This window comes from Herbidospora sp. RD11066 (assembly GCF_054661255.1).
The window spans coordinates 1-256 of the sequence record NZ_BAAGDO010000244.1 but is presented as its reverse complement, the minus strand read 5'-3'; the positions used below and the strand labels follow the sequence as shown (position 1 = coordinate 256).

The 256-nt window shown below is 46.1% G+C and carries 1 protein-coding gene; it reads right to left on the bottom strand.

Translation table 11 applies throughout. The features are described from left to right. Window positions 1-98 precede the first annotated feature (98 nt). A partial coding sequence (locus ACYQ78_RS39835; protein WP_459806185.1) for a hypothetical protein occupies window positions 99-256 on the bottom strand: 158 nt, incomplete at its 5' end.

Genomic DNA, 256 nt, shown 5'->3' with positions numbered 1-256 from the left:
GTCTAATTAACATAGATACAAAAGAACAATATTATCGGTCGCCATTATGAAAGAGGTCTATGCGGCACCCGCTGATCAATCATGGCCATGGGCGGACGCTAGGTTGCTAGGTCAGATGTATCCACTATGACCTTTAAAAACATGGTGTCACCTCGGACATAAGCATGATTATTTAATTCACTGAGGGAGCAGAACATAGGGCATCCGCTGGCTATGTTGGATTCTCGTCTCGGCCTCTGGAAGGATGAGCTGCTTG